The organism is Microbacterium maritypicum MF109, from assembly GCF_000455825.1.
GTDB lineage: Bacteria > Actinomycetota > Actinomycetes > Actinomycetales > Microbacteriaceae > Microbacterium > Microbacterium maritypicum_A.
Genome location: NZ_ATAO01000247.1, coordinates 1 through 373, shown reverse-complemented (window position 1 = coordinate 373; position 373 = coordinate 1). Strand labels below are relative to the sequence as shown.

At 72.9% G+C, this 373-nt stretch carries 1 protein-coding gene; it reads left to right on the top strand.

The genetic code is table 11. The features are described from left to right. The coding region (locus L687_RS0122225) for a sensor histidine kinase (RefSeq protein ID WP_031208294.1) at nucleotides 1-373 on the top strand (373 nt) is incomplete at both ends.

Sequence of the window (373 nt, the reverse complement as noted above, 5' to 3'; positions counted from 1 at the left end):
ATCCACGACACCGTCGCGCAGAGCGTGTCGTCGATCGGGATGCTCGCGCGTTCGGCCCTGGAGGTCGACGATCCGTCGCAGCGCACGCGCGCTCTCGAGCAGATCGGCGCCCTGGCTGCGGAGGGGATGGCGGATGCTCGGCGCATCGTGAACGCCCTGGCGCCGGCGGAGCTGGAGTCGACGGCGCTCGGCGACGCCCTCGCCCGGATGCTGGAGCGCCTCACCGAGGAGACCGGGATCGAGGCCGCTCTGCACGCCGACGACGACCTGCCGTCGCTCGGCATCGATGCCGAGGTGGCCCTGCTGCGGACGGCGCAGTCGGCCCTCGCGAACGTCCGCTCCCACGCATCGGCCTCCCGTGTCGTGGTCACCC